17 protein-coding genes are annotated in these 23,786 nt (G+C 65.6%); 7 read left to right on the top strand and 10 right to left on the bottom strand.

The window, feature by feature from the left end; genetic code table 11:
* The first annotated feature begins 13 nt into the window (after positions 1-13).
* From pepN to ACLEJU_RS09635, 6 genes are all read left to right on the top strand, one after another.
* Positions 14-2,671, top strand: a complete 2,658-nt coding sequence (pepN, locus tag ACLEJU_RS09610; RefSeq protein ID WP_435425321.1) for an aminopeptidase N — start codon at positions 14-16, stop codon at positions 2,669-2,671.
* Between the two features lie 268 nt (positions 2,672-2,939).
* Positions 2,940-3,965, top strand: a complete 1,026-nt coding sequence (locus tag ACLEJU_RS09615) for a WD40/YVTN/BNR-like repeat-containing protein (protein WP_435425661.1) — start codon at positions 2,940-2,942, stop codon at positions 3,963-3,965.
* 20 nt (positions 3,966-3,985) lie between these two features.
* Positions 3,986-6,361, top strand: a complete 2,376-nt coding sequence (locus ACLEJU_RS09620) for an efflux RND transporter permease subunit (RefSeq protein WP_435425660.1) — start codon at positions 3,986-3,988, stop codon at positions 6,359-6,361.
* Between the two features lie 149 nt (positions 6,362-6,510).
* Positions 6,511-6,801, top strand: coding sequence for a DUF5629 family protein (locus tag ACLEJU_RS09625; RefSeq protein WP_435425688.1), 291 nt, complete (start codon positions 6,511-6,513; stop codon positions 6,799-6,801).
* Positions 6,767-7,897 (top strand): lactonase family protein, encoded by a 1,131-nt coding sequence (locus tag ACLEJU_RS09630; RefSeq protein ID WP_435425687.1) that lies wholly within the window; start codon positions 6,767-6,769, stop codon positions 7,895-7,897. The genes ACLEJU_RS09625 and ACLEJU_RS09630 overlap by 35 nt, the downstream gene beginning before the upstream one ends.
* A gap of 123 nt (positions 7,898-8,020) precedes the next feature.
* Entirely contained in the window at positions 8,021-8,197 is a 177-nt protein-coding gene (locus ACLEJU_RS09635; RefSeq protein WP_177331676.1) for a hypothetical protein, read from the top strand.
* 146 nt (positions 8,198-8,343) lie between these two features.
* On the opposite strand, the gene ACLEJU_RS09640 is transcribed toward ACLEJU_RS09635, so the two are convergent.
* From ACLEJU_RS09640 to ACLEJU_RS09680, 9 genes are all read right to left on the bottom strand, one after another.
* The gene (locus ACLEJU_RS09640) at positions 8,344-8,937 is read right to left on the bottom strand and encodes a glutathione S-transferase (RefSeq protein WP_435423365.1); all 594 of its coding nucleotides are present in this window, start codon (positions 8,935-8,937) and stop codon (positions 8,344-8,346) included.
* The gene (locus ACLEJU_RS09645) at positions 8,934-12,578 is read right to left on the bottom strand and encodes an AAA family ATPase (protein ID WP_435423364.1); all 3,645 of its coding nucleotides are present in this window, start codon (positions 12,576-12,578) and stop codon (positions 8,934-8,936) included. Before ACLEJU_RS09645 ends, ACLEJU_RS09640 begins: the two co-directional genes overlap by 4 nt.
* Positions 12,575-13,813, bottom strand: a complete 1,239-nt coding sequence (locus ACLEJU_RS09650) for an exonuclease SbcCD subunit D C-terminal domain-containing protein (RefSeq protein WP_435423363.1) — start codon at positions 13,811-13,813, stop codon at positions 12,575-12,577. Before ACLEJU_RS09650 ends, ACLEJU_RS09645 begins: the two co-directional genes overlap by 4 nt.
* 374 nt (positions 13,814-14,187) lie before the next feature.
* On the bottom strand, positions 14,188-15,813 hold the full coding sequence (locus ACLEJU_RS09655; protein ID WP_435423362.1) for a BatD family protein: 1,626 nt from the start codon (positions 15,811-15,813) through the stop codon (positions 14,188-14,190).
* Positions 15,810-17,528, bottom strand: coding sequence for a tetratricopeptide repeat protein (locus ACLEJU_RS09660; RefSeq protein WP_435423361.1), 1,719 nt, complete (start codon positions 17,526-17,528; stop codon positions 15,810-15,812). The genes ACLEJU_RS09655 and ACLEJU_RS09660 overlap by 4 nt, the downstream gene beginning before the upstream one ends.
* A complete protein-coding gene (locus ACLEJU_RS09665; protein ID WP_079227103.1) occupies positions 17,525-18,601 on the bottom strand; it encodes a vWA domain-containing protein in 1,077 nt (358 codons plus the stop codon). The genes ACLEJU_RS09660 and ACLEJU_RS09665 overlap by 4 nt, the downstream gene beginning before the upstream one ends.
* A complete protein-coding gene (locus tag ACLEJU_RS09670) occupies positions 18,594-19,088 on the bottom strand; it encodes a DUF4381 domain-containing protein (protein ID WP_435423360.1) in 495 nt (164 codons plus the stop codon). The genes ACLEJU_RS09665 and ACLEJU_RS09670 overlap by 8 nt, the downstream gene beginning before the upstream one ends.
* A 13-nt stretch (positions 19,089-19,101) precedes the next feature.
* Positions 19,102-20,046 (bottom strand): DUF58 domain-containing protein, encoded by a 945-nt coding sequence (locus ACLEJU_RS09675; protein WP_435423359.1) that lies wholly within the window; start codon positions 20,044-20,046, stop codon positions 19,102-19,104.
* Between the two features lie 3 nt (positions 20,047-20,049).
* Positions 20,050-21,009: an AAA family ATPase gene (locus tag ACLEJU_RS09680; RefSeq protein ID WP_027919334.1), complete on the bottom strand. Its 960-nt coding sequence runs from the start codon at positions 21,007-21,009 to the stop codon at positions 20,050-20,052.
* 174 nt (positions 21,010-21,183) lie between these two features.
* Between ACLEJU_RS09680 and ACLEJU_RS09685 the strand changes: the two genes are divergently transcribed.
* On the top strand, positions 21,184-22,389 hold the full coding sequence (locus ACLEJU_RS09685) for a phospholipase effector Tle1 domain-containing protein (RefSeq protein WP_435423367.1): 1,206 nt from the start codon (positions 21,184-21,186) through the stop codon (positions 22,387-22,389).
* A gap of 60 nt (positions 22,390-22,449) precedes the next feature.
* Here ACLEJU_RS09685 and ACLEJU_RS09690 read toward each other — a convergent pair whose 3' ends face one another.
* On the bottom strand, positions 22,450-23,781 hold the full coding sequence (locus ACLEJU_RS09690; protein ID WP_435423358.1) for an MFS transporter: 1,332 nt from the start codon (positions 23,779-23,781) through the stop codon (positions 22,450-22,452).
* Between the last annotated feature and the right edge of the window lie 5 nt (positions 23,782-23,786).

The raw sequence follows: 23,786 nt of genomic DNA on the forward strand, positions 1-23,786 counted from the left end.
AAAGGACCTGCACATGCGTACCGAACAACCGCAAGTGATCTACCTCAAGGATTACCAGGCGCCCGAGTACCTGATCGACGAGACGCACCTGACCTTCGAGCTGTTCGAGGACCACACCCTGGTCCACGCGCAACTGGTCATGCGCCGCAACCCGGCACGCGGTGCCGGCCTGCCGCCACTGGAACTGGACGGCCAGCAGCTGGAGCTGCTGCGCGCCTCGCTGGACGATGTCGAACTGCAGGCGAGCGACTACCAGCTCGAAGCCGACAGCCTGACGGTCCATCCCAAGGCCGAACGTTTCACCCTCGACACCAGCGTCAAGATCCACCCGGAAAGCAACACCGCGCTTGAAGGCCTGTACAAGTCCGGCAAGATGTTCTGCACCCAGTGCGAGGCCGAGGGCTTCCGCAAGATCACCTATTACCTCGACCGCCCGGACGTGATGAGCACCTTCACCACCACGGTGATCGCCGAGCAGCATCGCTATCCGGTACTGCTGAGCAACGGCAACCCGATCGGCAGCGGCCCGGCAGAAGACGGCCGGCACTGGGCGACCTGGGAAGACCCGTTCATGAAACCGGCGTACCTGTTCGCGCTGGTGGCCGGAGACCTGTGGTGCGTCGAGGACAATTTCGTGCGCCAGTCCGGCCGCGATGTGACCCTGCGCATCTACGTCGAGCCCGAGAACATCGACAAGTGCGACCACGCCATGGTCAGCCTGAAGAAGTCCATGCGCTGGGACGAAGAAGTCTACGGCCGCGAGTACGACCTGGACATCTTCATGATCGTCGCAGTCAACGACTTCAACATGGGCGCCATGGAAAACAAGGGCCTGAACATCTTCAACTCGAGCTGCGTGCTGGCCCGCGCCGAAACCGCCACCGATGCCGCCCACCAGCGCGTCGAAGGTGTGGTCGCCCACGAGTATTTCCACAACTGGTCGGGCAACCGCGTGACCTGCCGCGACTGGTTCCAGCTGTCGCTGAAAGAAGGCTTCACGGTGTTCCGCGATGCCGAGTTCAGCGCCGACATGAACTCGCGCACGGTCAAGCGCATCGAGGACGTCGCCTACCTGCGCACCCACCAGTTCGCCGAAGACGCCGGCCCCATGGCCCACCCTGTGCGCCCGGACAGCTTTATCGAGATCTCCAACTTCTACACCCTGACCGTGTACGAGAAGGGCGCCGAAGTGGTGCGCATGGTCCGCACCTTGCTGGGTGCAGACGGCTTCCGCAAGGGCAGCGACCTGTACTTCGAGCGCCACGATGGCCAGGCCGTGACCACCGACGATTTCATCAAGGCCATGGAAGACGCCAACGGCGTCGACCTGACTCAGTTCAAGCGCTGGTACAGCCAGGCCGGCACCCCGCGCCTGGACGTCAGCGAGGCCTATGACGCCGCCGCGCAGACCTACAGCCTGACCTTCCACCAGAGCTGCCCACGGACCCCGGACAAGGCCGAGAAGCTGCCGTTCGTGATCCCGGTCGAGCTGGGCCTGCTCGATGCCAAAGGCAACGACCTGCCGCTGCAACTGGCTGGCGAAGCTGCAGCAGCGGGCACCTCGCGTGTGCTGTCGGTGACCGAGGCCGAGCAGACCTTCACCTTCCAGGGCATTGCGGCCAAACCGCTGCCGTCGCTGCTGCGCGGCTTCAGCGCCCCGGTCAAGCTGAGCTTCCCGTACGACCGTGACCAGCTGATGTTCCTCATGCAGCACGACAGCGACGGCTTCAACCGCTGGGAAGCGGGCCAGCAGCTGTCGGTGCAGGTGCTGCAGGAGCTGATCGGCCAGCATCAGCGCGGCGAAGCGCTGAAACTCGACCAGCGCCTGATCACCGCGCTCGGTACCGTGCTGGGCAATGAGTCGCTGGACGCCGCCATGGTCGCCGAGATGCTCTCGCTGCCAGGCGAGGCCTACCTGACCGAGATCAGCCAGGTGGCCGACGTCGATGCCATCCACGCCGCCCGCGAGTTCGCCCGCCAGCAGATCGCCGAGCAGCTGTTCGACGCCCTGTGGGCGCGCTACCAGGCCAACCGCGAGGTGTCGCGCAACACCGCCTACGTGGCCGCCGCCGAGCATTTCGCCCGCCGCAGCCTGCAGAACATCGCCCTGTCGTACCTGATGCAGAGCGGCAAGCCGCAGGTGCTGGAAGCGACCCTGGAGCAGTTCGACAAGTGCGACAACATGACCGAGCGCCTGACCGCGCTGGCCGTGCTGGTCAACTCGCCGTTCGAAGCGGAGCGCGCCAAGGCCCTGGAAACCTTCGCCGAGCACTTCAAGGACAACCCGCTGGTCATGGACCAGTGGTTCAGCGTGCAGGCCGCCAGCACGCTGCCGGGCGGGCTGACGCGGGTCAAGGCGCTGATGCAGCACCCGGCGTTCACCCTGAAGAACCCGAACAAGGTACGGGCGCTGATCGGTGCCTTTGCCGGGCAGAACCTGGTCAACTTCCATGCGTCTGATGGTTCGGGCTATCGCTTCCTGGCAGACCTGGTGATCGAGCTGAATGCGCTTAACCCGCAGATCGCTTCACGTCAACTGGCACCGTTGACCCGCTGGCGCAAGTATGACGATGCACGGCAGGTGCTGATGAAGGGCGAGCTGGAGCGGATTCTGGCTTCCGGTGAGTTGTCCAGCGATGTGTACGAGGTGGTGAGCAAGAGCCTGGCGTAAGCCTGGTAGATCCTGGGGCTGCTGTGCAGCCCTTTCGCGACACAAGGCCGCTCCTACAGGAGAATACGAATTTCTGTAGGAGCGGCCTTGTGTCGCGAAAGGGCCGCACAGCGGCCCCAGTTTTTTTCGGTTAACAAAACATAACGTCCCGCGCGTTGAAATCGCGCAACCTTCCCCGATACGATCCCCCAAGCCTCTAACACAGGCTTTTCACAGCACAGACCCACCAAGAAGAACACAACAGGGGATGGTCATGAAGCAGCGGGTGATGACGCAGGCCAGGCGCGGTGCCTGGCCGTTGGCGGCCGGCGCTATGCTGGCGCTGGCACTGGGAATGTGGGCCGACAGCGCGCAGGCCGCTGCCGCCGACGAATACTCGACCGAATCAGCCAAGGCCAGCCAGAGCCTGCTGATCGGCGCCGCCCATGCCGGTAAGCGCCTGGTGGTGGTAGGTGATCGCGGCCACATTCTGTTCTCCGACGACCAGGGCAGCACCTGGACCCAGGCCCGGGTGCCGACCCGGCAGCTGCTCACCGCCGTGTTCTTCCTCGACGACAAGCGTGGCTGGGCGGTCGGCCATGATGCTCAGATCCTCGCCAGCAGCGACGGGGGTGCCACCTGGAGCAAGCAGTTCGAAGACCTTTCCCGTGAAGCGCCGCTGCTGGACGTCACCTTCCTCGACGCCCAGCACGGCTTTGCCGTGGGCGCCTACGGCGCGCTGCTGGAAACCCGCGACGGCGGCCAGCACTGGCAGGACATCGCCGAACGCCTGGACAACCCCGACCAGTTGCACCTCAACGGCATCACCCGGGTGCGCGACGCGGGCCTGTTCATCGTCGGCGAGCAAGGCGGCATGTACCGCTCCAGGGACAACGGCCAGACCTGGGCCAAGGTCCAGGGCCCTTACGAGGGCTCGTTGTTCGGTGTGATCGGTACCGCGAAGGCGAATACCCTGCTGGCCTACGGCCTGCGCGGCAACCTGTTCCGCTCCACCGATTTTGGTGACAGCTGGCAGCCGATCGCGCTCAAAGCCTCCCGCGGCGAACTCGAATTCGGTCTGGCAGGCGCTACGCTTGTCGAAGATGGCAGCCTGGTGCTGGTCGGCAACGGTGGCAGCGTGCTGCGCAGCACCGATGATGGCCAGACCTTCAGCGTCTACAACCGCAGCGACCGCATTGCCCTGGCCGGTGTTACGGGCCTGGCCGACGGTGGCTTGCTGCTGGTGGGGCAGGGGGGTGTACACCTGGCCAGCGCCGACGGCGCAGAGCCGGCTGCCAAGGAGGTGCGTCCATGACCAGCAGGGAGAGCATCACCATGCACCCGCACAATCAGGACAAAGCCACGTTGCTCGAACGCCTGATCTTCAATAACCGGCCGGTGGTCATCGCCTTGTGCCTGCTGGTCAGCATCTTCCTGTTCTGGCAGGCCACGCAGATCCGCCCCTCGACCAGCTTCGAGAAGATGATCCCGCTGCAGCACCCGTTCATTGAACAGATGTTGGAGCACCGCAACGACCTGGCCAACCTCGGCAATACCGTGCGCATCTCGGTCGAGGCGGTCAACGGCGACATCTTCGACAAGGACTACATGGAAACGCTGCGGCAGATCCATGACGAGGTGTTCTATATCCCCGGTGTCGACCGCGCCGGCCTCAAGTCGCTGTGGAGCCCCAGCGTGCGCTGGAGCGAGGTCACCGAGGAGGGGTTCTCCGGCGGCGAGGTCATCCCCAACACCTACAACGGCTCCCAGGACAGCCTCGACACCCTGCGCGACAACGTGCTCAAGTCCGGCCAGGTCGGGCGCCTGGTGGGCAACAACTTCAAGTCCAGCATCGTCGATGTGCCGCTGCTGGAAAGCTTCCCCGACCCGCAGGACCCAGGCAAGCAGGTCAAGCTCGATTACCAGCAGTTCTCGCACCAGCTGGAAGAAAAGATCCGCGACAAGTTCCAGGCGCAGAACCCCAACGTGAAGATCCACATCATCGGCTTCGCCAAGAAGGTCGGTGACCTGATCGACGGCCTGGTGATGGTGGCGATGTTCTTCGGCGTGGCCCTGGTGATTACCTGGATCCTGCTGTACTGGTTCACCTGGTGTATCCGCAGCACCATCGCCGTGCTCATCACCACCCTGGTGGCGGTGGTCTGGCAGCTGGGCCTGATGCACGCAGTGGGCTTCGGCCTGGACCCGTACTCGATGCTGGTACCGTTCCTGATCTTCGCCATCGGCATTTCCCACGGCGTGCAGAAGATCAACGGTATCGCCTTGCAGTCCAGTGACGCCGACAATGCCTTGACCGCGGCCCGGCGCACCTTCCGCCAGCTGTTCCTGCCGGGGATGATCGCCATCCTCGCCGACGCCGTGGGCTTCATCACCCTGCTGATCATCGACATTGGCGTGATCCGCGAGCTGGCCATCGGCGCGTCCATCGGCGTGGCGGTGATCGTGTTCACCAACCTGATCCTGCTGCCGGTGGCGATTTCCTACGTCGGCATCAGCAAGAAGGCCATCGAGCGCAGCAAGAAGGACGCGACCCGCGAGCACCCGTTCTGGCGCTTGCTGTCGAATTTCGCCAGCGCCAAGGTGGCCCCGGTGTCCATCACCCTGGCGCTGATCGCCTTCGCCGGCGGCCTGTGGTACAGCCAGAACCTGAAGATCGGCGACCTTGACCAGGGCGCGCCGGAGCTGCGCCCGGACTCGCGCTACAACCAGGACAACAACTTCATCATCAGCAACTACTCGACCAGTTCCGATGTGCTGGTGATCATGGTCAAGACGCCGCCGGAAAGCTGCTCGATCCACTCGACCATGGCGCCGATCGACGAGCTGATGTGGACCATGCAGAACACCCCTGGCGTGCAGTCGGCGATCTCCCTGGTGACCGTGTCCAAGCAGGTGATCAAGGGCATGAACGAGGGCAGCCTGAAGTGGGAGACCCTGTCGCGCAACCCGGACATCCTCAACAACTCCATCGCACGCGCCGACGGCCTGTACAACGCCGATTGCTCGCTGGCGCCGGTACTGGTGTTCCTCAACGACCACAAGGCCGAGACCCTGGAGCGTGTTACCGCGGTGGCCAAGGCGTTCGCCGACAGCCATGACAAGGAGGGCCTGCAGTTCCTGCTGGCGGCAGGCAACGCCGGGATCGAGGCGGCCACCAACGAGGTGATCAAGTCGGCCGAGCTGACCATCCTGATCCTGGTCTACCTCTGCGTGGCGGTGATGTGCATGATCACCTTCCGCTCGTTTGCCGCGACCCTGTGCATTGTCCTGCCGCTGGTGCTGACCTCGGTGCTGGGCAACGCACTGATGGCGTTCATGGGCATCGGCGTCAAGGTCGCGACCTTGCCGGTAGTGGCCTTGGGCGTAGGTATCGGCGTGGACTACGGTATCTACATCTACAGCCGCCTGGAAAGCTTCCTGCGTGCCGGGTTGCCGTTGCAGGAAGCCTATTACCAGACGCTGCGCTCGACCGGTAAAGCGGTGTTGTTCACCGGTTTGTGCCTGGCGATAGGCGTGTGCACCTGGATCTTCTCGGCGATCAAGTTCCAGGCCGACATGGGCCTGATGCTGACCTTCATGTTGCTGTGGAACATGTTTGGCGCGCTGTGGCTGCTGCCGGCGCTGGCACGGTTCCTGATCAAGCCGGAGAAGATGGTGGGCAAGGAGGGCGGCTCGATCTTCGCCCATTGAATGGCTGGGGGCCGCTTTGCGGCCCTTTCGCGACACAAGGCCGCTCCTACAAGAGAACGCGATCCCTTGTAGGAGCGGCCTTGTGTCGCGATGGGCTGCAAAGCAGCCCCAGGGGTTATAATCCCGGCACATCCCTTACAGGTACCCCCATGTCCCCCCTCGCCACCGCCCTCGCATCCTGCGACATGCTCCTGATCGACGGCCTGCACGCCTTCGATTTCACTTGCGACGATTCCGGCCTCACCGTCGAATGCATGGACGGCCGCCAGCACCGCCGCTGGTCGTTCACCCCCGAGCAACTCGCTGCCGCCGTCGGTGCCGGTGATGAATGGCAACTCGCCGATGCTCAGGGCGAGCATCGTCTAGTCTGTATGAGTGCCTTTCGCGCCCCGGATGAAGACGACGATGAACCGGATCTGGACGAGCCTGCTGACCGCTAGCCTGATGAGCCTGACAATCACCGCCCACGCCGCCACGTTGCTGGTGGGCAGCTACACCGATGGCCAGAGCCAGGGCATCTACCGCTACGCGTTCGACAGCAAGACAGGGCAGATCGACCCGACGCCGCAACAGGTGGTCAAGAGCGTCAGCCCGTCGTGGCTGGTGCTGTCAGCCGACCAGCGCCAGTTGTTCGCGGTCAATGAAACGCCGAACGGCCAGGTCAGCAGCTTCAGCGTCAGCGCCAAGGGCGAGATCAAGGCGCTGAACCAGGTGACCAGCCGTGGTGATGAACCGACCCACGCCAGCCTGAGCCGTGACCAGCGTTACCTGTTCGTTGCCAACTACGCCGTTGCCCCTGACCCGGGCGGCAGCCTGGTGGTGATCCCGGTGGCCAAGGATGGCAAGCTCAAGGACGTGGTGCAGCAGCTGCGGCACAAGCCCAGTGGCGTCAACCCCGAGCGCCAGGCCGGGGCCCATGTGCATTCGCTGGTCCTGTCACCCGATGGCCAGCATGTCTATGCCTGCGACCTGGGCGCGGACAAGGTATTCATCTATCGCTACGACGGCGCCAGTGCCGATCACCCACTGACCCCGGCGATCCCGGCGTCGGTGGACCTGCCCCCCGGTAGCGGGCCGCGTCACCTGCTGTTCGATGCCAAGGGTCGGCATGCGTACCTGACGCTGGAAATGAGCGGTGAAGTGGTCATGTTCGACGTCAAGGACGATGCCCTGCTGGAGCGTCAGCGCCTGCCACTGACCGAGAAACAGGATGCCGCCGCCAAGGCCTCGGGTGGCCTGCACCTGTCGGCGGACGGGCGCTTCCTGTATGTGAGCAACCGCGGCACGGCGAACGAGATCGTGGTGTTCAGCGTGGGCAAGGACGACGGCCAGTTGGCCTTCCTGCAGCGCCGTTCGGTGGAAGGCGACCACCCTCGGGAATTTGCCTTGGACCCGAGCGACAACTTCCTGTTGGTGGCCAACCAGAAGAGCAACCAGATCGTGGTCATGCGCCGCGACCCACGTAGCGGCAAACTCGGCGAGACGGTGCAGACCTTCACCCAGGCTGCGCCTTCGGACCTCAAGTTCTTCAAGTGACTATCGATATCGGTGATAACGCTTACCAGCGCAATGAATTTCTGCAGGCGACCTCAGCGGCGTAAGTTTGACCCAAGGCCCAAGTGGCTGAACGTCAAACCACACACGTCGAGGTCAGCCACCATGAACTTCAATCTCTTCCCCGTGATTGCCGCATCCGCCATCTCCGCCTCCGTCGTGCTGCCGGCCCATGCCCATGCCGACAGCAGCAAGCCCACGGCCACCCACAGCTACACCGAGCAGTACCTGCGCCAGAGCGCCAACTTTCATGCGGCCTTGAGTGGCAAGCACAGCCACTGAGCGTTACTCGGTCTTTGTAGGAGCGGCCTTGTGTCGCGAAAGGGCCTCAAAGCGGCCCCGGCAATCTCGGCGGTGACGCATAAACCTGGGGCCGCTGCGCGGCCCTTTCGCGACACAAGGCCGCTCCTACAAGGGACCGCGTAAACTCACTTGGCCATTACTGACTTGAACAGGTCAGACGCCAACCACCCCTCCAGCCAGCTCCGCACCCGCGGATAAGCCGCCTCGGCGAACCACTGCGGTTCGACCCCGGCAAACTGGCGCATCAGAGGCAACAGGGCGGCATCGGCCAGGCTCGGGTGATCGGCCAGCAGGTATGGCCGGCCATCGAGCAACTGTTCAAGCTCCGCCAGCCAGGCTTCGGCCTGATGGCGATAGTGCTCGCGTGAGTGCTCCGGGTAACGCTCGGCGTACTTGTACAGGTTCACCTGCGCCTTGAACGTGCTGTCGTTGCGGGCTATCAGCGCCTCCGCGTGCTGCGCGGCTGCGGGGTCTGCCTGCAGGCGCCAGTCCTGCGGATCATGCTGCTGCAGTGCCCAACGCATGATGTCCAGGCTCTCTTCCAGTACACCGTCACCGGTATCCAGCACCGGCACCGTGCCCTTGGGCGACAGGGCCAGCAGTGCGGCCGGCTTGTTCTTCATCGCCACCTCGACGATCTCCACCGCGCAGCCGGCATAGCGCAGCGCCAGGCGCGCACGCATCGCCCACGGGCAGCGACGGAACGAGTAGAGGATCACCCGCACACCTCCACGTCGCTCAGGCCATTGCCCTGACGGCGCACCTGGATCTGCACCGGAATGCGCTCGTGCATCTCTTGCACGTGGGAGATCACTGCGACCTTGCGCCCCTGCGCCTGCAGGCCGTCGAGGGCGTCCATGGCCAGTTGCAGCGACTCCGGATCGAGGCTGCCGAACCCTTCGTCGATGAACAGCGACTCGATGCGCAAGGTGCTCGAGGCCATCGATGCCAGGCCCAGGGCCAGGGCCAGTGAGACCAGGAAGGTTTCACCGCCGGACAGCGAGTGTACCGAGCGCAGCTCGTCGCCCATTTCGGTATCCAGCACCAGCAGGCCCAAGGCGCTGCCACCGCGCTTGAGGCGATAGCGGCGCGCCAGCTGGCGCAGCTGGGCGTTGGCGTGGTGCAGCAGCAGGTCGAGGTTGTAGCCTTGGGCGATTTTGCGGAACACGTCGCCCGAGGCCGAGCCGATCAGTGCGCTCAGCCGCGCCCAGCGCTGCCATTGCTGGCGGGCCTGCTCGATTTCCCCGGCCAGAGCCTGGCTCGCCTGCTGGCGGCGCTGGTCGTCGGCCTGCTGCGCGCGCAGTTCGGCGCATTGTTGCTCATGGCCGGCCAGCCGCTCGCGCAGCTCGCCCAGCGCTTGCTCAAGGTCTTCGACCGAAGCATCGACGCTCATCTGCGCGGCATGTTGCTGCAGGCGCTGTGCGCGTTCCTGGAGTAGCACGCGGCTCTGCTCGATGGCTTTTTCGGCAAGTTGCAGGCGCTGGCGCAGCTCACCCAGTTGGGCGTCGTCGATCGCCAGCAGGCGATCCAGTCCGGCGTCGTCCAGCTCCGGATGCTCGGCGCGCCACTGGGCGATGTCGCCCTGCAGCTGCTGGCACTCGCTTTCCAGCGCCTGCTGCTGCAGGGTATTGGCCTTGAGTTCGCTAGCCAGTTGCACACCCTGGGTGCGCAGGTCCTGCAGGCGCTGGGCGGTGTCGGCATCGACAGCGCGGGCCTGCTCCAGCTGGCTGTCCATGTGCTGCTGCCAGGCTTCGGCGCTGGCCTGCTCGCCAAGCAGCTCGGCCAGGGCGGTCTGAGCCTGCTGACGTTGGCTGTCGAGTGCGGCGAGCTGTTGCTCCACCTGCGCCAAGGCTTGCACGCGGGCTTGCTGCTGGTCGCGCAGCTTGTCCAGCTGCACTTGGCGTGCCTGCTGTTCTTCCTGCTCATCCTTGCGCTGCTCCAGCTGTTGCAGGCGCTGGGCAATCTGCTGGTCGAGGGCGAGGAAGGCGTTGGCCGGGTCATCGCTCAGGGCGTTGAGTACGTCGCCCGGGAGCACGTTGGCCAAGTCCTTGAGACCCTGCTCCAGCTGCTGCTCATCACTGGCCAATGCCTGGTGCTGCTGGTCGAGATGGCGCTGGGCCTGTTGCTGGACTTCCTGCGCTGCCTGCAGTTGCTGGTTGAGGCGGGCGGCATCCTTCTGCAGGGCGAGCAGGGCGCTCAGGCGCTTCTCGTCCTTGCCGATTTCTTCATCCAGGCGTCGCAACTGGCTGTCGAGCCAGGCCCCGCGGGCCTTGTCGTCCTGCGGGGCGAGGGCGGGCCAGAGGCTGTGCGTCTGCACCTGCGCCACCAGCAGTTGCAGCTGTTCGCCAAGCTGCTGCTGTTGCTGCTGATAGTCCTTGAGCTGGGCGTTGACCACGCCGAGCTGGGTGCGCAGCTCGACCAGCTTGCCGTTGAGGCTTTCGACCTGTTTCTGCGCGGCTTCTTCTTCAACCTGGTCATGGCGACCGAGGCTCTGCAGCAGGGCTTCAGGTTGATGGAACGGGTGTTCGGCACTGCCGCATACCGGGCACGGCTCGCCATCGCGCAACTGGCCGCGCAGTTCCTCAACGCTGGTGTTACGAGCCAGGCGCTGGCGTTCCAGCAACTGGCGGGTGAGGTTGAGCGCCTGTTCGGCGGCCTCCAGTTCGGCCTTGGCTGCAGTGCCTTCGCCGATCAGTTGCTGGCGTTGTTGCATGGCCTGCTGCTGACGCTCACGCAGGGCATCGAGCTGCTGGCGCAGTTCCTGTTCACGGCCATGCAGGCGTGACAGCTCCTCGACGGCGCGTTGCTGCTTGCGGTTGTCCTGCAACATGTTGCCGAGCAGATCGATCTGTTCGGCCAGGGCCTGGGGTTCGGCCTTGGCTTCGCGGAACAGTAGTTCGAAGTGGTCACGCTGGGTCTGCAGCTGGACATTGGCCTGGCTGGCCTGGGCCTGCAGACCGGGCAGTTCCTCGCGGCCCTTGGCCAGGCGGCCACCGATCAGCATTACCTGCTTGAGTTGTGGCAGGTAGGCCTGCCAGGCATTGGCCAGGCCGGCCAGGTGCAGGCTGTCGGCCAGGGCGGTGTCGATCTGGGCCAGTTGTTGCTGGCTGCGCTGCTGGTGCTCTTCCGTTTGCTGCAGTTGCTGCTGGCCTTCGGCAACGTGCTGCGCGGCCTGATCGCAGGCAGTGCGTTGCCCCGCCAGCTCGTGGTCAAGACGCGCCAGGTTGTCCTGGCCGGCGAAGGCTTGGCGCAGCCGCGGGGCATTATCGCTATGCAGGGTCTGGCTCAGCGCCAGGGCCTCGCGAGACGCCAGTAATGCCTGTTCCAGCTCTGCGGTGCGCGTGTGCAATTCGCTTTGCTGGCGCTGTTGCTCGGCAATCTGCGCAGCGACCGGGGCCAGTTGCGCGCCGAGCATCTGCTGGCGGTGGAACTGATGGCGCTGTGGCGCCAGGCGCTCCAGGCGTTGCAGGTCGAGGCGCTGCTCGGCCAACTGCTGCCAGTCCTGCTCGGCGGCTTGCAGGGTGGCGCCAGCTTCGGCGTGCTGGGCCTGCAACTGGTGTTGTTCATTGAGCCAGTTGCGTTGCTGCTCCAGCTGGCGCTCGCCGGCCTGGTCGGCCTTGAACTGCTGCAGCGCCTGCTCCAGGCGCTGGTCGAGTTCGGCGCGGGCTTCGGCGGCCATCGGCAGCAAGTGACTGGCGCGGTCATTGAGGGCTTTGTGTGCTTCGCCGGTCTCGCGTGCCTTGCTGAAGGCGCGCTGGCCGAGGCGGGTGTAGATGGCGGTGTTGGTGAGCTTTTCCAGCAGCTCGCTGCGCTCTTTGTCGTCAGCCTTCAGGAAGGCGCCGAACTCGCTTTGCGCCAGCATCACCGCACGGGTGAACTGCTCGAAATTCAGGCCCAGGCGGGCTTCGATCAGTTGCTTGTATTCGTTCTTGCCGCTGCCCAGCATCTGTTCGCTGTCCAGGTCGTACAGGCTCTGGCGGCTGAACTGCAGCTTGCCGTTGGCCTTGTCGCGGGCGCGGTTGGCTTCCCAGCGGGCGCGGTAGCGGTGGCCGTCGATGCCGACGAAGTCGACTTCGGCAAAGCCGCTGCCGGTGCCACGGCGCAGCAGGTTGCGCGGGTCAGACGTGGGGATTTCGCCGTCGGCGTCCGGCACCTTGGCTTCGCGACCGATGTCGTTCAGGCGCGGCACGGTGCCGAACAGAGCAAGGCACAGGGCATCGAGCAAGGTGCTCTTGCCGGCGCCGGTGGGCCCGGTGATGGCGAACAGGCCAGCGCTGGCCAGGGGCTCGGCGGTGAAGTCGATGTCGACCGGGCCGGCCAGGGATGCCAGGTTCTTCAGGCGGATGGCGAGAATCTTCATGGCTGTTCCTCTTCCAGCTGGACGTCCTGCAGCAGCAGGCCGAAATCGGCCAGGGCCTGCTCGTCGACGGGGTTGCCGTAGGCCTGCTCCCAGGCCCGGCTGAACAGGTCCTGCGGGGTCATCTGCGCCAGCTCGACGAATGCCAGGTCGTCGTCTTCGCTGTTGTTGCGGCCAGCATATTCAGCGCTGATGCGGATCAACCGCACGGCCTTGCCTGCAAGCGCGGATTCGATCTGCTGGCGCAGATCAGGTTGCGGCTCGTCCAGAATCACTCGCACCTCCAGCCAGGGCTGGCGGTTGGGGTCTTCGAGCAGGTCGATCACCGGCAGCTCGGCCAGTTGTTCGAGCAGTTCGCCCAGCGGCGCCGGGCCGACCCGCTGCAGGGCCACCGCACGCGGTACCGGGCGCGGCTCGACGCTGATCAGCTCGCTGCCCTCGAGCTCGACTTCCAGCACCTGGTGCGGGTAGTTGATTTCGGCGAACGACAGCGGGATCGGCGAGCCGCTGTAGCGGATGCGGCTTTCGCGGTTGACCTTCTGCGGCTTGTGCAGGTGGCCGAGCGCCACGTAGCTGATCGACTTGTCGAACAGCTTGGCCGGCAAGGCCTCGGCATTGCCGATGATCAGGCTGCGCTCGGAGTCTTCCGACACTGCGCCACCGGCCATGTGCGCATGGCTGATGGCGATCAGTGCCTGGTCCTTCTTGCGCTTTTTCTGCGCGGCGCCAATCAGCTGCTGGTGCACCTGGGTGATGCCTTGCAGGTAGTCGTCGCCCAGTTGCGGGCCGGTGACTTCTGCCGGACGCAGGAAGGGCAGGGCCAGGCACCAGGCAGCGACCTTGCCGCGACCGTTGGTCAGCGGAATCAGCAGGCGCTCGGCATCCAGCTGGCCCTCGTCGAGCCAGTGCACCCGGCCCAGCGCGTGGGTGCGCAGGCGGCGCATGAGCGCGGCGGGCAACTCGATGCGCGAGCCGGAGTCGTGGTTGCCGGCGATCATCACGATGTCCAGCTTCGGCTGCTGCTCGTGGGCCTGGACGATGAAGTCGTAGAGCCGCTCCTGGGCTTTGACCGGCGGGTTGACCGTGTCGAAGATGTCGCCGGCGATCAGCAGCGCGTCCGGCTGGCGCAGGCGCAGCTGGCCGAGCAGCCAGTCGAGGAAGCAGGCGTGTTCGAAGTCGCGTTCCTGGCCGTGCAGGCTTTGGCCCAGGTGCCAGTCGGAGGTGTGAAACAGACGCATGGATGACCTGTGGTGTCGAGTCAGCAAGCCGGGGCTTGGCGTGAATGATGGGCTTTGCGGAGCTGGGTATGGTAACCCAAGCTCGGGTTGATTGAGTTTCTGATTGCGTCAGGGCTGCCAGGTGCCTGGCGGGGGAGATACAGCGCCTGTGAGATCGAGGCGGGCCAGTAATGCCTGTGGCAGGCGCGCGCGACCGCCCTGTTGGTACCACGCAATATCGAGTCATACGCCAAGGCGTACGCGCGCAAATATCACAGGAAATATTGGTCCGAAACAAACGTACGAGCGAGCGTAGCTCGCGATGCGCCGCGCGGGGGGCGCTCGACCTCACAAGCGCTGAAAATCCGGAGGCATGCACCTCTCAGCCACACCCCTCACTTCGGATAAAGCGGCGGCAAGCTCCCACTCTCCCCAGCCGGCAACATCACCTGCTCTGCCGGCGGAATCGTCCCGATTGCCCGCCACAAATCTTCACCCTGCCAAAACTGCCCACTCTCGCTGTACAACGCCCCGTTCAACCCATCCAGCGCATCCGACAGCGGCACGAAGCGCGCCGCCATCTCGGCCAAGGTTTCCGGCTGCTGCCGTGCCCAGGCATCGAGCGCCTGGCGGGTGGCCTGGGGGTCGTTGGCCTGGCACGCGCGCTTGAGGTCATCCAACAGAGTACGGGGACTCGGGCCGTTCTGCGCGGCGCGCAGCACCGCCGGTTGCGAGCGGGCGCGCCACCACAGGGCGAAGCCGAGCACCGTGGTCAGGGCGAACAGCAGGGTGGCGAGCTGCCAGGGCCAGAGCAGGTGGCTGGCGCCGCTGCCGTCGCCGGCCGGGGACTCGGCGCTCAGCGCCGGATTGTCCAGCACGTCCAGGGTGCGCGCCGGCAGGCTGCTGTGCTCCAGATGGTCTTCGCGGGTGTTCCACCAGGTGACTTCCAGTGCTGGCAAGGCCAGGTTGCCGCTGTGGGTCGGCACCAGGGCCTCGCGTTCCTCGCGGTTGGCGGTCATGCCGCGTTCACTGATCTCGTTGCGTAGCACCGGCTGGTCGGGGTAGCGGCGCAGGCCGACGATTTCGGTGGCGGGTAGCTGCGGCAGCTGGGTGCTCGACAGGCCCTCGGCACGCAGGGTGATGCTGCGCGTGAGGGAGTCGCCGATCTGTGGCTGCTGGCTGGCCGGGTCGGGATTCCAGTGTTCTTCCAAGGTCAGGCTGCGTGCCGGCAGCCAGGGCACGTTGGCGGGCCAGTCGGCAGGGATGGGGCGGACGGCTAGGCGCAGCGGCAACGAGCTGACCTGGACTTGGCGGCCGACCCGGGTGGTGCCGGCGGGTTGCGGGCCGTTGTCGGCGGCGGTGGCGGTGAAGGTCAACGGTGGGATGTCCAGGTCGCCGCTCTGCTGCGGATACACCGCGTAGCGGGTTTCGATCACCCCATGGCGCACGCCGTTGATTTCTTTCTCATAGGTGCGCGATTCACCCAGCGGCTCGACCTTGGCGTTTTCCAGTTGCAGCGGGCTCAGGCTGCTGTCGTCGTAGAGCGACACTGAGTGGTAGATGCGCAGGGTCAGCACGGCCTGGGCCTGGACGTACACCTCGTTGCTGTCCAGGGTGGCCTCGACGAACACCTGCGAGGCGACTTCCGGGCGGCTGCTGTCGGCCTGCAGCACTTGCAGGTCGATGGCCTGGCTGTGCGACTGGCCCAGCTGCAGTTCGGGGATGCGCAGGCTGCCGCTGCGCCGTGGCAGCAGGGTGATGATCCAGCGGGTGCTGGCGCGGGTTTCGCCGTCGAGGGTGTGCAGGCTGTTCAGCTGGCGCGTACCGCGCACTTCGAAGTCGCTGTCCAGGGCGCGCAGGTCGGGCTTGCCGAACTGGGTCACGTCCTGGCTTTCGAGGGTCAGCTCAAGGGTTTCGCCGGCCTCCAGGCGCGTGCGGTCGACGCTGGCCTGCAGCGTGGGTAGGGCCTGGGCCATGACAGCCCACAACAGGCTGAGTAGAAAGACGCCGAAGCGACTCATCGTGTTTTTTCCTGATGCAATTGCTGTTCATACCAGAATTTGCGCCGCAACAGCTCCGCCGGGTTGTCGGGGATCTCGCGCAGCCATTGTTCCAGGGCCTGGCGCTGTTCGGCATCGAGGCTGGTCGATACCGGGCGCTGTGGCGGCTGGGTGATGCTGTCGTCATCGCCGCCTTGGTTGCCAGGCGCCGCCTGGCTGTTGTTGCTGCCTTCACCGGGTTGTTCGGCCTTGGCCTGTTCATCACTGCCGGGCGTGCCTTGGGTGGGGCTGCTGGCCGAGCTGCTGTTGCCTTCGGTTTCGCTGCCGGGGGTGCCCTGTGCATCGCTGTTGGTCGGCTGTTCTTCGGACTGGGCCTCGCGTTGCTGCAGCAGTTGCTGCACCAGCGCCTGGTTGGCCAGTGCCGGCTGCAGGTCGGGTTGGCGCTCCAGGGCCTGTTCGTAGGCATCCAGGGCGGCTTCCAGCTCGCCACTGCGGGCCAGGGCATTGCCTCGATTGTAGTGGGCTGCGGCGCTGTCGCCTTGGGCGAAGGCCTCGGCGGCACCGGCATAATCGCCGGCCTGGTACAACGCCATGCCCCGCCATTGCGGGTCGTGGAAGTGCCGGGCGGCGTCTGCCGGGCGTTGCTTGCGCAGCAGCATCTGGCCCTGTTGGTCGGGGCGCAGCCACAGGTCATTGAACTCGAAGGCTTGGCTCGGTTGCGGCAGGGCCAGCAGCAGCGGCAGGCAGAACAGCCAGCCGCGGCGCCCGGCACAGGCGGCCAGCAGCAGCAACGGCAGCAGTAACCAGTAGCCCTGGTCAGCCCAGCTGTCCAGTTGCAGGGTCTGGCCGGCATCGCGCAGGTGGCGCGGGTTGTCGAACAGGCCAAGGCCGCGCAGGTCGAGGTCGTCGATGCGGGCATGGCGGTAGCGCCCACCGGTGCCACTGATGAAGGCTTTGAGGCTGGCGCTGTCGAGCCGCGGCAGGAGGATGCCGCCCTGGTCATCCTTGAGGTATTCGCCATTGGCCTGGCGCACTGGCGCGCCGTCACCGGTGCCGATGCCGAGCATCAGCAGGCTCGGGCCCTGGCGGCCGAGGGCCTGCGTGATGCCTTGGCGCTCCGGCGCGCTCAGCGCCGAGCCGACCAGCAGCAGGCGGCCCTGGCCGAGTCCACTCTGGGCCAGCAGGGCCAGGCCTTTTTGTACGGCCAGATCGGCGCGCTGACCCTGTTTGGGCATGATCGACGGGTCGATGGCTTCCAGCAGGTTGCGCGTGGTGCCAAGGTCATCCGACAGCGGCACCAGGGTATGGGCACTGCCGGCATAGACGATCAACGCGGTCTGGCTGTCATTACGGTGTTCGAGCAGGTCGAGGATCTTGCGCCGGGCCTGTTCCAGGCGGTTGGGCGCAACGTCTTCGGCAAGCATCTGCGGGGTCAGTTCGAGCAGGATCACCAGCGGGTCGGCCGGGCGCTGGCGGGTTTCTTCCAGGCGCTGCCAGCTCGGCCCGAGAAGGGCCAGCACCACCAGCAGCCAGGCCAGGCCCAGGGCTACCCAGGGCAGCTTGCTGTTGCTGCCGCTGCCGCCGCCAAGCAGCACCGGGTGGAACGCTGGCGGCAGGATCATCTGCCAACGCCCGGCGCGCTTGCGCCGGTGCCACAGCTTGAACAGCAGCCAGCCTAGCAGGGGCACTACCAGCAGCCAGAGCGGGCGCAGCCATTGTGGCCAGAGATCGATCATCGCCGTTTCCTCAGGCGCAGGCGTTTCAGGCGCTGGCGCCATTCCGGATGGGGCTGCAGGAAACGCGGTTTGCGCAGCACCTTGTGCAGCAGGTTGTCGGGCCATTGCACCGCCACCACCAGCAACACGCTGAGCAGCAGGGCCAAGGCAAGCGGCCAGGCATAAAGCGCTTTGGCCGTGCGCGCCTGGGTCGGTTGCTGGGCCACCGGCTCCAGCTGGTCGAGGGTGTCGCCGATGGCGTTCAGCTCGGCACCGTCATGGGCGCGGAAGTAGGCACCGTGGGTGATGTCGGCGATTTCCTTGAGCGACGCTTCGTCGAGGTCCAGGCTCGGGTTCAGGCCGAGCAGGCCGGGCGTGCCGCTGGCCTCGGGGTTGGCGCCGATGCCGATGGTGTAGATGCGCACGCCCTCCTGGGCGGCCAGGCGGGCGGCGGTCAGCGGGTGGATCTGCCCGCCGTTGTTGGCGCCATCGGTGACCAGCACCAACACCCGGCTTTGTGCCGGGCGCTGGCGCAAGCGCTTGACCGCCAGGCCGATGGCATCACCGATGGCGGTGTTCTTGCCGGCGATCCCGATCTGCGCCTCGTCGAGGAAGGTGCGCACGGTGCGCCGGTCAAAGGTCAGCGGGGCTTGCAGGTAGGCCTGGCTGCCAAACAGGATCAGGCCGACACGGTCGCCTTCGCGGTCCTGCAGGAAGTCGCCGAGCAGCGCCTTGACCAGGTCGAGGCGGCTGATGTCTTCGTCTTTCCACTGCATGTCGGGGAAGTCCATCGAGCCTGACACATCCACCGCCACCAGCAGGTCGCGGCCGCTGGCGGCCACCGGCACCGGCTCACCGAGCCATTGCGGGCGCGCCGCGGCCAGCAGCAGCAACAGCCAGATCAGTACATACGGCGCCTGCTGGCGCAGGGTCGGCAGGTTCAGGCGCGCGCGGCGCCCGGCCAGGCCTTCCAGCTCGTCGAGGAAGCCGACCTTGAGCACCGGCTCGCCGCTGTCGGCGGCGGGCAGCAGCAGGCGCGCCAGCCACGGCAGCGGCAGCAGCACGAAGATCCACGGCCAGGCCAGCTCAAACATGTTTGCGAATCCAGGTTTCGACCGCCTGGCTGAGCCCGACGATGGCCTTGTCGTCGAGCTTGCACTCGGGCTTGTAGGCGCCTTCGACCAGCACCATCCAGCGGGTCAGGCCGGCGGCCGGGCAGCGGTTGTCGAGAAAGGCCAGCCACTGGCGGCCGTTCAAGGTATGGCTGTTGGCACCGGGGTAGTGGTTGCGGCACAGGCGCTTGAGCAGGGCGTTGATCTGCTGCAGCCAGGCGCCGGCCGGCGCGCCGTCGTAGGGGCGCGGCAGGCGGGCGAGTTCGGCCAGGGCTTCCAGGCGCACCGGGTCGAGTGGCAGCTCGGCGCGCACCACCGGGCGCTTGCCCGGGCGCCAGCGGCGCAACCGCCACAGGCCCCAGACCAGCAGCGGCAGCAGCGCCAGCAACAGCCACCAGCCTGGAGCCGGTGGCCACAGGCCGATTGCCGGCGGTGCAAGCAGTGGTTGCAACTGGTCCAGCGGGTTCATTGTGCGCCCCTCATCAGGAATCGCTCCGTGGTCGCTGGGCGTTCAAGTACTCGCGCAGTTGTTCGATCATCTCGCTCTGGGTGCTGAGCGGCATCAGCAGCACGCGCAGCTTTTGCGCCATCAGCTCCCAGCGTTCGATGCGCGCTTCGGCCTGTTGACGGTAGGCCTGGCGCAGGTTGGCGTCCAGGGTGTCGAGCTCCAGCTGCGAGCCGCGCTGGGCGAAGCGCAGCAGGCCGGCGGCGGGCAGGGCGTGGTCGAGCGGGTCGGACACCGGCATCAGCAACAGGTCGCAATGGCGCGAGAGCATGGCCAGGTGCTGCTCGGCCTGGGCGCTGAGCGAGCGTTCGTCGCAGATGACGATGGCCAGGCTGCCGGGGCGCAGTACTTCACGGGCGCGGCGCAGGGCCAGGCCAAGGCTGTCGGCCTGCGGCGCAGCTTCGGTGTGCAGGGCCTGGTTGACCTTGGCCAGCCGGTTGAGCAGCTGCAGCAGGCTCTGCTTGCTGCGCCGTGGCTTGATCTCGTGGTGCTCGTTGTCGCCGAACACCAGCCCGCCGATGCGGTCGTTGTGGCCCAGTGCGGCCCAGCCGAACAGCGCGGCGGCCTCGGCTGCGAGCACCGACTTGAACATCAGCCCCGAGCCGAAGAACAGTCGCTGGCTCTGTTCGACGAGGATGAAAATCGGCCGTTCGCGCTCTTCGTGGAACAGCTTGGTGTGCGGCTCCTGGGTGCGTGCGGTGACGCGCCAGTCGATGTTGCGCACATCGTCACCGGCCTGGTACACGCGCACCTGGTCGAAGTCCACACCGCGCCCGCGTAGCTTGGAATGGTGCAGGCCAACCAGCGGGCTGCGCTGGCCAGGGCGGGAAAACAGCTGGATCTCGCGCACGCGGTGGCGCATGTCGATCAGTTCGGCGAGGCCGATGCGGATGCCGGGTTCGGCCTGCGGCGCGGTGGGCATGGGTCAGGCGACGGCCACGACGTCGAGGATGCGCTGGACCACGCGGTCCTGGTCGATCCCCGCCGCTTCGGCTTCGAACGACAGGATGATGCGGTGGCGCAACACATCGAACAGCACCGCCTGGATGTCTTCGGGGCTGACGAAGTCGCGCCCGGCCAGCCAGGCATGGGCACGCGCGCAGCGGTCGAGGGCGATCGAGCCACGCGGGCTGGCGCCATAGGCGATCCAGTCGGCCAGCTCGGCATCGAATTTGGCCGGAGTGCGGGTGGCCATCACCAGCTGCACCAGGTATTCCTCCACGGCGTCGGCCATGTACAGACCGAGGATTTCCTTGCGCGCGGCAAAGATCGCCTGCTGGCTGACTCGGCGCTCGGGCTTCACTTCGCCGCCCAGCGCTTCGCCTCGGGCCTGGGCGAGGATGCGACGCTCCACGGCGGCATCGGGGAAGCCGATCTTCACGTGCATCAGGAAGCGGTCGAGCTGGGCTTCGGGCAGCGGGTAGGTGCCTTCCTGTTCGATCGGGTTCTGCGTGGCCATCACCAGGAACAGCGGCGACAGGTCGTAGGTGCTGCGGCCCACGCTGACCTGGCGCTCGGCCATGGCTTCGAGCAGCGCCGACTGCACTTTGGCCGGGGCGCGGTTGATTTCGTCGGCCAGCACCAGGTTGTGGAAGATCGGCCCCTGCTGGAACACGAAGCTGCCGGTTTCCGGGCGATAGATCTCGGTGCCGGTGATGTCGGCCGGGAGCAGGTCAGGCGTGAACTGGATACGATGGAACTGCGCCTCGATGCCTTCGGCCAGCTCTTTGATGGCCTTGGTCTTGGCCAGGCCAGGTGCACCTTCGACCAGCATGTGGCCGTCGGCCAGCAACACGATCAACAGCCGCTCGACCAGTTTTTCCTGGCCTAGGATCTGGGAGGAAAGAAAGGTGCGTAGCGCGATCAGCGCTTCACGGTGTTCCATCGGCGACGGTTCCTGGGTTTGCGCCAGGGTGCGAGCAGCCTGGCAGGGGGGGATACTTTAATCTATCCGCAGTGCCGCGTCGAAATCTGCACGCAGGGGTTGTGGGGTTCGCTGATGTTACCCATCGGCAGTTTGTCGCTTTCTGTTGCCTCCAAGGTGAACAGGAATACGACGATGGGCAAGCAATGCAGCTGTGTGCGAGTGGGTATCTTCTTTGACGGTACGGGCAACAACCAAGGCGATGCCTCCCAACCCCTCAGCAACATCGCCCTGTTGCATGGGCTTTACCCGCAAGGGCTGGTGGGTGACCAGGCATTCATCAAACTGTATGTGGAAGGTGTCGGCACGACCACGGGCGAGGCCGATTCGCTGTATGCGCAGGGAACTGGCAGGGGCGCAACCGGTGTGCAGGCGCGTGTGAACCAGGCTTTAGTCAGGGTTGGCGAGCAGTTGCGCCTGCTGGAAGTGCCCGACCGGGTCGAGTTCGACCTGTTCGGTTTCAGCCGCGGCGCGGCGACGGCCAGGCAGTTGGCCAACCAGCTTGGCAGCGATGAAGGGATGCCGACCGAGCTACAGCGGGCGCGGGTGGTCAACTTCATTGGCCTGTTCGACACGGTCGCGGCCATCGTCGAGCCCCTGCGTGGTCACTTCGACCCCGCCGACGCACGCCTGGGCGACCTGCGCCTTGGGTTGCCAGAGGGCATTGCCCGGCAGGTGGTGCAACTGGTGGCCAGGGATGAGCAACGGCACAACTTTGCCTTGGTGCGCAGTGGCAACGACATCATCGTGCCAGGGGTGCATTCCAACATTGGTGGCGGTTATGCGGAATCGATGCTTGAGCAGGTGTTGCTGAACAAGCCCTTTTCGAGCCGGGTGACGCAGGCAACACCAGCCGAACGAACCAACGCCTATGCCCAGGCCCACGCTTTGCTCACCGAGCTTGGCGTCCCCGCGGCGCGCGTGCTTACTTGGGAAGTGCCGGTGAGCGGAGGTCGGGCGCAGCGGGATGATGCGCAGAAACACGTTTATGCGGCGGTTTACCGGGAGCGAGAGGTGTGCGGCCACCTGTCGCGGGTTTATTTGAGCATCATGCGTGAACTGGGGCTGCGCAACGGCGTGCCTTTTCTGCCACTAGGCAATGACGAGGCTCACCGGGTACCGGATGAGTTGCGGGGGATCAGTCGCTCGCTGCACGACTATGTGCTGAACGGCGGGGCAGAGTTGACTGCTGAGGAAGAGGCGTTGTTGCAAACAAGATATGTACATGCCTCGGCGCACTGGAACGCGTTGAAGGGATTGCGCTGCAGCGGGCTGGATGTACTGTTTGTCGACCGGCCGGCGCAGGGTGGCAGGGTGGTGCATGACAATCCTGTTGGCTGAAGGGGCGTGCCTGGCAGTACCTGCCTCATCGCCAGCGAGGTGATGAGGCAGGAACAGGTATCAGTTCTTCGAGCTGGAGTGCTTGCGCCCTTGGTCGCACAGGGCGAACACCACCACCAGCACCCCGGCAATCGCCAGGATCAGCGCCACGCCATCGGTGGAATGGGTTGCCGACCCGGCCACCAGGGCCAGGCCGCCCAGCGGCGCCAGGCCGCCGGCTACCGCGGTGCCGATCTCACGGCCGGTGCCAAAGCCCGACGAGCGTGTCTGGGTCGGGAACTGGCGGCTGAGGAACGACCCCTGCGGAGCGAACATCATCGGCGCGAGGATGCCGGTGCCGATCGCGATGGCGATGTAGATCTGGGTGGGCTCACCAGTGCTCAACAGCTGCAGGAACGGGTAGGCGAACAGTGCCGACAGGACCCCGCCAAGCATCAGTACGGTCTTGCTGCTCCAGCGGTCGCACAGCCAGCCGAAGAACGGCACGGCGAAGATCGCCACCAGGCTGGCGATGGTCACCGACAGCGAGGTGACATGCGCTTCCACGCCCTTGAACTGGGTCAGGTAAGCCAGCGAGAAGGTCTTGAAGATGTAGCTCAGGGCGTTGTAGCCGATGGCCACGAAGAACACCACGGCCAGGCCCTTGAGGTCGTTCCTGAACAGCAGCTTCAGCGGCGACACCTGTGGCTTGCTGCTGTCGGCCTTGTCGAGTTCCTTGAAGTCCGGTGTCTCGGGGATGCTCTTGCGCACCCACAGGCCGACCGCCACCAGGGCGATGCTGGCAATGAACGGGATGCGCCAGCCGCCGGCCAGGAGGAACTCGTTGCCATTCATGGTCAGCAGGTACACGGTCAGCGACGATAGCAGCAGGCCCAGGTTCAGCCCCAGCGCCGGCCAGGCGCCCTGGCTGCCGCGCTTGCCTTCGCTGGCGTGCTCGTAGGAGGTCACCGCCGCGCCGGACAGCTCGGCCCCCGCGCCCAGGCCCTGGATGATGCGGATCACCACCAGCAGGATCGGTGCCCAGATGCCGATGTTGGCATAGCTTGGAATCAGCCCGATGAGCGCCGTGCACACGCCCATCATGCAGAAGGTGATCACCAGCACATGCTTGCGCCCGAAGCGGTCGCCCAGGTAACCGAACAGGATACCGCCGAAGGGGCGGGCGATGAAGCCGATGGCGAAGGTGGAGAAGGCCAGCAGCGAGGCCACCGCGGGGTTGCTGGCATCGAAGAAGATCTTCGAGAACACGATTGCTGCCATGGTCGCGTAGAGGTAGAAGTCGTACCACTCCAGCATCGAGCCGAAGATGGTCGCCGCCGCCACTTTGCGCAGGCGCTTGCGTTGCTGTTGTGGGGTCTCGTGCGCGGCCGGGGCCGCCTCATGTACCGACATGGGGG

Source organism: Pseudomonas sp. SMN11 (assembly GCF_052041945.1).
GTDB lineage: Bacteria > Pseudomonadota > Gammaproteobacteria > Pseudomonadales > Pseudomonadaceae > Aquipseudomonas.